Below are 9,766 nucleotides of genomic sequence, written 5' to 3'. Positions count from 1 at the left end.
TAGCTTTTTAACTTTACAGGATAGCTTATGATTATTTGAAGTTCTGCGGCTTTGATATAGCTTCTGTGCTATCTCAGCATTATAGTCACTATTTATACTAGTGCGATTAAGTTCCTTTTTTATAGCTCTTTCACTATAGCCAATTTTATTGGCTATTTGAGATGTTTGGTATCCTAATTTAAGTAATTCTTCTATACAATATCTATTTGAAAGAGTTAAGTGCTTTGGCATTTTTTAGTTCCTTATCGTTTATTTTAGTTTCGTCAAAACCTAATAAACTATATTTGGAACTCTCTTTCAACTATTTAAAACTTTCAGAATACAATCTAGCTTATATTTTCTAACACGAGAAGAATTGGAGTTATAATAGTCATCGTTAAGCCAATAGTTATAGCTAATGGAACTATTTTATTACCATAATTATTTCTAAGGATTGGTAAGCAGAAATCCATAGCAGTATTTGCGGCATATCCGACCATCTCTACAGAAAAATATCTTTTGAGTAATGGTACCCCCATCGCAATCACGAATATTTCTCGTAAAAAATCAACCATAAATGTTATCATTCCATAATATTCACCAATGAAGTCAGTATTTAAGACTACTGATAAAGAATACCAGCCTAAGCCTGAGCTGATCATGATACTTTGCTTGACTGGTATATTAATCATATAGCTGATCAAAATAGCTGAAATTATCGATGTTGCAATAACTATAACAACCACGGACATAGCTAATTTATTTTTAAAGAGACTTATAAGTGATATATTTTCAAATCTTAATAAACCACCAATAATAAGCATAAGAAGTAATAACATCACAAATACAGTGTCATTTATAAATGAAGTAATATTTATATTAATAATTTAACCTAATATATAACCTATTATTAGATATATTAAGTACTTACTTGCTTTAAGAATTGTAATAAATAGATTTTCTTTGGCTTCACTTATGTTATCAGATTTAAAGCGAGCTTTTATATTAGGATCTTTTTTACAAAAAATAAAAATCCCCAATATATTAGCAACTGTAATAATTGTAATATATATCAAACTTATACCTATAACTTCTAGAACTATAGTATTTGTATTGGTAAATATACTAAAGTTATAGCCCAGTAAAAAAATTATAGAAATCACAATGAAATCTAATGATAAATTTATAAGTTTTATAATTTTTAATGATTGTGAGAAGTTAAAAATGTAATAGCCAATAATTAGAAATATAAAGAGAATTAGTGATTCAAGCATTAAATATTTTTAAGTTTGATCCTTCTATAAATCATGAATAATACTACAGGAACGATTGATAGTACAAAACATATTGATAACATTTGAATAAATTCAAAAGGATTTTCATATAAATTATCAGGAGGAATAAAGCCAACTATTACACAAGAGATTGTTCCTACAATACCTAAGATACAAACAAAAACCATACCAAATTTACCACCAGGTATATTAAAATCTTCATTGTTACGAGTGGATTCCTTATTTGTAAGTTTTAGTTTGAGTGCTGCAAAGAACATCATTAAATACATCAAAGAGTAAATTTGAGTACTTAAAGCAGTAAGAAGCCAATAGTAAGCTTGAACTGATGGCACAAGCTCTAATAAAAGACATATAATAGTCATAATGATTGCTTGCAATATAAGAATCCCGCTGGGTACATCATGTTTATTTGTTTTATCTAAAGCGTCAGGCAAAAAATGATCATCTGCAGCTTGTAGCAAACCTCGAGCAGGTGAAATCATCCAATTGATCATCGATCCTATAGAGCCTATGAAGATCATCAATCCTAGAACATAATAGAAAAACATAGGTATACCTAAACTTTCTAGATAAACTTTAAAAGTCTTAATTGTTCCATGTACAATATCTATTTCAGATTGAGGGAATATGATCGCTACTGCTAAAGCACCTAATACCATCGTAAATACTATAAAAATCACTGAAATTAATAGCGCTAATGGAAATGTTTTTTTAGGGTTTGCTACATTTCTTATGTGAACTGTTGCTAATTCAAGCCCTAAGAAAGATGCGATTATCGCTGTCAGACCCATCCAAGACTCGGTAGATGTGAAACTAGGGATTAAATTGCCTAATTCAAAATGAATGTTTATAGTATAGCTATTGAGTAACCATATTAATGCAAAAATAACCATAAGTAGCATTGGAACAACCATGCCAAAAAATGTGCAAGCACTTGCAAAAATCGCAGAGACACGTAAACCTTTGAGGTTTAGAATAGTTAAAGACCAAAAAACCACTGTAATAAAAATAATAGTGAATTTAATATTTTGAGCAAAATCTGGATTAAATAGATATGCAATAGTTCCTGCAATAAATGTAAGTATGCTTGGGAACCATATTAAGATATTAATCCATTGAAACCAGATTGCTAGCATCGCTATGTTAGGTCCAAAAGCTTTTTTAACCCAACCATAAATACCTTCTTCACCTTTGGCTGTATATGTTGCAGTCATTTCTGCAGATACTAAGGCTACAGGAGCTAGAAATAACAAAACAGCAACAGCAAAAAAGAAAAATATATAGGTGCCTGATGTGGCAGTAGAGGGGAGATTTCTTATATTATCAATTGCTCCAGTCATCAATAATATAAGTAAAATTAAGCCAATTTTTTCTTTTCCTGTTGAGTTTGATAGCATGAGTTATACTTATGAGTAAATTTTATGATAGATTTATCATAACCTAATTTCTCGTATTTTAGCAATCATTTATGCAATGTATAAAGGCATTACTTGAAAAAGTTTTTCGAGTGTCTGCAGAGCACTTTTGTTATCAACTTTGGTTATAATTCTATCTCCATCACTGACAACAGAATTATCAGTAAAGAATCTAGGAATATTGTCATCCTTCATAATAGCTAAAATTTGTAAACCATTTGGCAATTTCAGATCAGATATTTTTTTACCGATTACTGTAGACATATTCTCTTGACCGTGAACTTTTAACTCAACAAACATTTCTTCACTATCTTCAACTTCATACATTTTAAGCATATCAACTTGGGTTAAAAATGCTTTGATTGTTGTGTATGAAAAATTATGTGGAGAAATTGATATATCAATAAGCTTAAGATCTCTAGTAATATCGTAATATTCTGAGCTATTTACTGTTGCTACAGTTTTTCGGGCACCAAGTTTTTTGGCTAAAATAGATGACATTATGTTAATCTCATCTGAATTAGTTAACGCGAAAAACATATCAGCTTCGTCAATACCTTCAGCAACTAATAAATTATTATTTACTGGATTATAGTGCAGAATTGTAGACTTTGATAACTCATTTAGAGCAAATTCACATTTTTCAGCATTTGGATCAATCATCTTTATAATATAACCTTTATTTTCTAGTGATTTTGCAAGAGTAATACTTGCGTAATTAATCCCAGCAATAAAAATTTTTTTAATATTTGCTTTTTTAGGCTGAAATATTGATAGAATTTGGGATGAATATGCTTTTTCTGATAAGTACATAACTCTATCACCAGGTTCAACTAAAATATCAGTATCATTAATATCTAGCTTATTCCCACCCCTATGAACTGAAATCATATCAACTTTAATATCTCCTAAACCAAGATATATGTCTTTGACAGATAAACCAATAAGTGATGAATCTTGTGAAACCTCAACTCCAACTAATTGCACACGTTTATCAAAGAATGTCGATATGAAATAAGCTCCAGATAGAAAAATCAATTGCTCTAATCTTTTTGTAGTTTCAAAAAAAGATTTTATAACTAAGTCTATATTATTGAGTAATTTTGGAAATCTATTATATTCTGTATCACGAATTCGCGCTATTTTATATGGTGTTTTATATAGCTTATAAGCCATATCACATACTGCTATATTGGTAGTATCATTAGATGTTACAGCAATAATCATATCAGTATCTTTAAAATTAGCTTCCATCATTATATTAGGTTTTGTTACATCTCCAATAATTGTTTGGACATCAAAAGCAGATGAAATGAATCCTAATTTTTCTTCACCTAAATCTATTATAGAAACTTGATGATCTAGACTTAATCGTTGAATCAAATAGACTCCTAATTGTCCTGCACCTAAAATAGCTATTCTCATGATTAATTGTTATAATAACACTTGTAGTGGTTAACTATTTAGAAATACTATTCTAAGGTTATAAAATAATCAAATTTTTAATTTACATTGAGCATCATAAATATTATTATATCTACCATATGATACTAAATTAGTATAGATTAGAGTTAATTATGCTTAAAATAAGTAAATTACTCGACTACGGTTTACTTGTGGTTGTAACAATTGCTGAAAATAACTTAAACCCCTACAGTGCTGCAAAAATTGCTGAAGCTACTGGGCTAAATATTCCTACAGTTAGAAAACTGTTAAATCAGCTTTCAATATCAAATATTGTAGTATCTAAACGCGGTATAGAGGGTGGCTACACATTAGTTGATGATCCACAAAACATCACTGTTCTAGATGTCGTTAAAGCTGTAGAGAAAGATGTGAATCTTACAGAATGTTGTGATTTACATAAAAAATGTAGCTTGGGAAGCTGTATGGTAAGTAGTTATTGGAGAGTTTTAAATAGTCAATTGCTAGATCTACTTTCAAAAACATCAATCTATGATATTGTCAACAATAAGGGCAGAAGTTAAAGTATGAGCGAAAATTTAGATAAAATCATTGAGCAAGATTATGAATATGGTTTTGTAACTGAAATAGAAGCTGAGACTATCGATGCGGGTCTTAATGAAGATGTAATCCGCTTGATATCTGCAAGAAAAAAAGAGCCTGAATTTCTATTGGAATGGCGTTTAAAAGCATATAAAAAATGGTTGGAGATGAAGTCACCTGAATGGGCTGATTTAAGTTATCCTGCTATTGATTTTCAAGCAATAAGTTATTATTCTTCGCCAAAATCATTAAAAGATCATCCTAAAAGTTTAGATGAAGTTGATCCTGAGATTATAGAGACATATAACAAGCTTGGTATTCCTCTGCATGAGCAAGAAATGCTAGCTGGAGTTAAAAATATAGCTGTTGATGCGGTATTTGACTCAGTTTCAGTTGTAACAACGTTCAAAGAAAAACTAGCTGAAGCTGGAGTTATTTTCTGTCCTATATCAGAAGCAATACAGAAGTACCCAGAACTAGTTCAAAAGTATTTAGGCTCTGTAGTTCCACAGAGTGACAACTTTTATGCGGCACTTAACTCAGCTGTATTCAGTGATGGTTCATTTGTATATATTCCTAAAGGTGTTACTTGTCCAATGGAATTATCAACATATTTTAGAATAAATGCGATGAATACTGGACAATTTGAAAGAACATTGATTGTCGCAGATGAAGGAAGTTATGTTAGCTATTTAGAAGGATGTACAGCACCAATGCGTGATGAAAATCAGCTTCATGCAGCAGTGGTTGAGCTGGTTGCTTTAGATGGAGCTGAGATTAAGTACTCTACAGTGCAAAACTGGTATCCAGGAGATAAAGAAGGTAAGGGCGGTATATACAACTTTGTTACTAAAAGAGGCGTTTGTCACAAAAATGCAAAAATCTCTTGGACACAAGTTGAGACAGGATCTGCAATTACATGGAAATACCCTTCAGTAGTATTACGTGGAGATAACTCAATTGGTGAATTCTATTCTGTAGCTTTAACTCGTCATGCTCAACAAGCCGATACTGGTACAAAAATGATTCATCTTGGTAAAAATACTAAGAGTACGATTATCTCAAAAGGTATTTCTGCAGGTAAGGCTTCTCAAGCCTATAGAGGATTTGTGAGAATATCGCCTAATGCCTCTAATGCTAGAAACTTTTCTCAATGCGACTCATTACTCATAGGGCATAATTGTGGTGCACATACATACCCGTATATAGAAAATAAGAGCAATTCATCTCAAATTGAACATGAAGCTACAACTTCAAAGATCTCTGATGATCAGCTTTTCTATTGTAAGCAAAGAGGTCTTTCGGAAGAAGATGCAATTGCTATGATTGTTAATGGTTTTTGTAAAGAAGTATTTAAAAAGTTACCACTTGAGTTTGCAGTTGAAGCTCAAAAACTAATGGAAGTTAGTTTAGAAGGTGCAGTTGGTTAAACTTTAGAATTATATAAGTTAAAAGGTTAATAAAATGTTATTAGAAATTAAAGATTTACATGTAAGTGTTGGCGAACAAAAGAAACAGATTCTAAAAGGCTTAAATCTAAAAGTTAACAAAGGTGAAGTCCATGCAATCATGGGACCTAATGGAGCTGGTAAAAGTACACTATGTAATGTTTTAGCTGGTAAAGATGGTTATGAGATTACACAAGGGTCGATAACATTTAACAGTAAAGATTTAGATGATCTATCTATATCTGAAAGAGCTGCAGCGGGTATCTTTTTAAGCTTACAGTATCCTATTGAGATTCCTGGTGTTAGTAATGTTCAATTTTTAAAGACAGCTGTAAATAGCATTAGAAAGCAAAATGGCGAAGAAGAAATCAATGCTATAGATTTTATGAAAAAGCTAAAAGCAAATATGCAAGTCTTAAAGATAGATCAAAAATATATGTCGCGTGGAGTTAACGAAGGCTTCTCAGGTGGAGAGAAAAAACGTAATGAAATGCTTCAATTAATGATGCTTGAGCCAAAGCTTGCTATATTAGATGAGACTGATTCTGGATTAGATATTGATGCTCTTCAGGTAGTATCTCAAGGCGCGAATACTATGAGATCTCCAGAGATAAGCTTCTTAGTTATTACACACTACCAAAGACTTTTAGATCATATACAACCTGATTTTGTCCATGTTTTAGCTGATGGTAAAATTGTCAAAACAGGTGGTAAAGAGCTAGCTCTTGAGCTAGAAGAAAAAGGTTATTCTTGGTTAAATAGCTAAAGGTTGATTAAAAATGTTAATAGATAATAAATCGCTACCAACTACTAAACAAGAAAGCTGGAAATATACAAACTTAGCTACTATTTATAGTAAAAGTGGTATATCTGAAATGCTTAAAGATTCTCCCAAGTCTAAGGATTATTTAGAAGGCTTTAAATTTGATACTGAGGAAAATGTTGTAATAATACTAGATGGTGTTTTGGCTATTGATTATAACAAAAAATTGAACCATATTAGCGCTCTAGAGCTACATAGAGATGACAGAACCATGTCTAGATTAGCTATCAAAAATTCTAAGCACTTTGCAATAAATATACCTAAAGATACTAAAGACTCTCTTAGCCTTATATTTATAAATACAGATATGGCTAAAAATAAGCTAACTAATATCTCATTGAAGTTAGATGTCGATATATTTGCAAATCTAGATTTGGATATTGACTTTGTAAGTCTTACTGAAAATTCTGCTATCAACTTGTTTTTAGATGTGAATGTCGCAGAATCTGCTAAGGTAAACTTTACAAATAATGCAGATAACCCAAATAACACCCAGTTAATTACTACTGCTAATTATTTGATTAATTTAGATCGTGCTGCGGAGTTTAATGGATTTTGCTTGCTGAATAAGGATGGACTACTTAGAAATGATTTCGTAGTAAATCTAAATAAGCCACATTCAAGATTTGATATCAGAGGATTATATCTAGTTGCTGATAATGCTATTGCTAATGCATGCTTTTTAGTTAACCATAATGCATCTCATACATATAGTAATGTAAACTTTCGTGGTGTTGCTAATGGAAGTTCTAAAACATGGTTTAATGCAAAAGCAGTAGTTAACAAAGGCATAGAGCAAATACAAGCTTTTCAGAATAATAAAAATATTCAGTTAAGCAATAAGGCTGAAATTAATATAAAACCAGAATTAGAAATCTTCTCTGATGATGTAGTGTGTACTCATGGCGCAACAATAGGGGAGCTTGATAAAGATGCTCTTTTCTATTTACATTCAAGAGGCCTGACTTTAGAAAGCGCTCAGCATCTACTTCTAGAGAGCTTTGTAAAATCTCAGCTAACATCTGATGATTTTCCATTTGAAAATGAAATTAAAGAGCAAATTTTAGAATCATTAGATGATATTCTTCATGATATAATATAATTGTTAGTAACAATTGCTGAAATTGGGCCTGCTTAATATTTTAATATCTGCTAAACTGAATTTATAGAAATATTTCTTAAAGGATGTATATATGAAGAGATTAATCCCATTTTGTTTAATAGGGCTTGTTGGTTCAGTATCTTTTGCAGTAGCAAATTCGGATAATTGTGTCGAGTACAATACTATCAAGTATACAACTCAAGCTGAAACCACTATAAAAAGTGATAGTATACTTGTCGAAGTAACTGGCTATGCAACAACTACTTTGGATAAGCAAAATAGTATAGAAAATCAAATTACAGATAGTATAAACAACATTGTAAAATCCGACTGGAAAGTCAAAAATATTGAGCAAAATACTAGTAATAGTGGTGCTATCAATATTACGATACAACTTCAATCTAGAATATCTCAAGGTGATTTAAATAAATTACAACAAGCAATTGAAAATCAAGACAGATCTTCTGGAAAGAGATTAGCTGTAAAAGTATTAGATTACAATCCTCCTGCTAAAGAAGTAGAAGCTGCAAAACAGCAGCTTATGATACAACTTTTTAAGGATACAAAAGACTACCTTACTAATTTTAATAAACAAACTAATAGCAACTATACTATTCAGTCAATACAATATATTGATATAGATGGCTATAAGCCTAGAAATACGGTTATGTTAATGAAGTCAGCAGCTTATAATGAAAGTGATGCAAGTAGCTATAGTCCAGTATCTGTATCTCAAGATATTAATATAAGAGCAAATGTGACATTTATGGAGAAATAAATATGGCATTAAGTAAAGTAATAAAAACAGATGAAGCTAATTTTGATAAACTAATAAATAGTTCTATGAAGCAATATTAGTAGATTTTTATGCTGACTGGTGTGGTCCTTGTAAGACTTTATCGCCGATACTTGATCAGCTATCAAAAGATTATGCAGGAGCTGTGATTGTCAAAGTTAATGTCGATGATAATCAAAGTCTAGCTGCTAAATTTAGTATAAGAAGCATACCAACTATGATAATTTTCAAAGCAGGTCAGCCTGTAGAAACGCTTACTGGTGTCCATACAGGTAGCCAATTAGAGCAAAAGCTAAAGGGCTTATGAATAATAATTCTAATTTAGATTTTTGTGAATGGTATTTTACAACTAAATTTGAAGTTCCTATATTACCTAGTAGGTATCCTAACCAATTTGCGATTATTACAGCATACAATCCATTTAATCAGCTTCTTGAAGATCAAGAAAATATAGCTAGAAATCAAATATTAAGAAATCAACTAGAAAAGTCATATAGTTGGTTCTATGAAATTAATGGTTTTGATAAGTCATCTAAGCACAAAGAAAATGGTTTTATGTTTGATGCTAAATCACTTGATGATGCTTGTAATTTAGGTGAGGAATTTTCGCAGGATGCGATCTATTATGTAATTAATGATACTTTATATGTTTAAAAATGTGAAAAATCAAAAAGAAAGCTCACAGAAGTTGGATATTTTTTTCACAAAATAATAATTTTTTAGAAATTTTATGTCTGACATTCACGTAGTTATTTGTTAATTCGTCGCTAGATTGTATTCTCAATGTTTATAGAGATACCAAAATGTACTTCATTAGGTGTCAAGTAATTTAAACATTTCTTAGGTCTATTATTCAAGTCTATCTGTAACTTTCTAATGTATTGATGAGATATATTGTTAA

At 30.8% G+C, this 9,766-nt stretch carries 10 protein-coding genes and 2 pseudogenes; 7 read left to right on the top strand and 5 right to left on the bottom strand.

Annotation, left to right across the window (positions count from 1 at the left end):
• From F8C69_RS06725 to trkA, 4 genes are all read right to left on the bottom strand, one after another.
• Positions 1 to 231, bottom strand: a 231-nt coding sequence (locus F8C69_RS06725; protein WP_159183974.1) for a helix-turn-helix domain-containing protein, incomplete at its 3' end; no start/stop codon positions are given.
• Positions 232 to 326: 95 nt separating this feature from the next.
• On the bottom strand, positions 327 to 851 hold the full coding sequence (locus tag F8C69_RS10650) for a LysO family transporter (protein WP_290125320.1): 525 nt from the start codon (positions 849 to 851) through the stop codon (positions 327 to 329).
• 401 nt (positions 852 to 1,252) lie between these two features.
• On the bottom strand, positions 1,253 to 2,671 hold the full coding sequence (locus tag F8C69_RS06715) for an APC family permease (protein WP_159184668.1): 1,419 nt from the start codon (positions 2,669 to 2,671) through the stop codon (positions 1,253 to 1,255).
• A 69-nt stretch (positions 2,672 to 2,740) separates the two neighbouring features.
• Positions 2,741 to 4,114: a Trk system potassium transporter TrkA gene (trkA, locus tag F8C69_RS06710; RefSeq protein ID WP_159184667.1), complete on the bottom strand. Its 1,374-nt coding sequence runs from the start codon at positions 4,112 to 4,114 to the stop codon at positions 2,741 to 2,743.
• 152 nt (positions 4,115 to 4,266) lie between these two features.
• Here trkA and F8C69_RS06705 point away from each other — a divergent pair, with 152 nt between their 5' ends.
• From F8C69_RS06705 to F8C69_RS06675, 7 genes and pseudogenes are all read left to right on the top strand, one after another.
• Positions 4,267 to 4,677, top strand: a complete 411-nt coding sequence (locus tag F8C69_RS06705) for an SUF system Fe-S cluster assembly regulator (protein WP_159184666.1) — start codon at positions 4,267 to 4,269, stop codon at positions 4,675 to 4,677.
• Between the two features lie 3 nt (positions 4,678 to 4,680).
• A complete protein-coding gene (sufB, locus tag F8C69_RS06700) occupies positions 4,681 to 6,126 on the top strand; it encodes a Fe-S cluster assembly protein SufB (RefSeq protein ID WP_159184665.1) in 1,446 nt (481 codons plus the stop codon).
• Positions 6,127 to 6,160: 34 nt separating this feature from the next.
• On the top strand, positions 6,161 to 6,910 hold the full coding sequence (gene sufC / locus F8C69_RS06695; protein WP_159184664.1) for a Fe-S cluster assembly ATPase SufC: 750 nt from the start codon (positions 6,161 to 6,163) through the stop codon (positions 6,908 to 6,910).
• Positions 6,911 to 6,923: 13 nt separating this feature from the next.
• Positions 6,924 to 8,069, top strand: coding sequence for a Fe-S cluster assembly protein SufD (gene sufD, locus F8C69_RS06690; RefSeq protein WP_159184663.1), 1,146 nt, complete (start codon positions 6,924 to 6,926; stop codon positions 8,067 to 8,069).
• A 91-nt stretch (positions 8,070 to 8,160) separates the two neighbouring features.
• Complete coding sequence (locus tag F8C69_RS06685; protein ID WP_159184662.1) at positions 8,161 to 8,847, top strand: hypothetical protein; 687 nt, start codon at positions 8,161 to 8,163, stop codon at positions 8,845 to 8,847.
• A 2-nt stretch (positions 8,848 to 8,849) separates the two neighbouring features.
• Positions 8,850 to 9,172: pseudogene (trxA, locus tag F8C69_RS06680) on the top strand (thioredoxin).
• Positions 9,169 to 9,519, top strand: coding sequence for a DUF3293 domain-containing protein (locus F8C69_RS06675; RefSeq protein ID WP_234384097.1), 351 nt, complete (start codon positions 9,169 to 9,171; stop codon positions 9,517 to 9,519). Before trxA ends, F8C69_RS06675 begins: the two are co-directional and overlap by 4 nt.
• A 113-nt stretch (positions 9,520 to 9,632) precedes the next feature.
• Here F8C69_RS06675 and F8C69_RS11425 read toward each other — a convergent pair.
• Positions 9,633 to 9,766: pseudogene (locus F8C69_RS11425) on the bottom strand (IS30 family transposase); the annotation flags it as partial.

The sequence above is a fragment of the Francisella noatunensis subsp. noatunensis genome (assembly GCF_009823375.1).
Lineage (GTDB): Bacteria > Pseudomonadota > Gammaproteobacteria > Francisellales > Francisellaceae > Francisella > Francisella noatunensis.
This window is presented reverse-complemented; position numbering and strand designations above follow the sequence as displayed.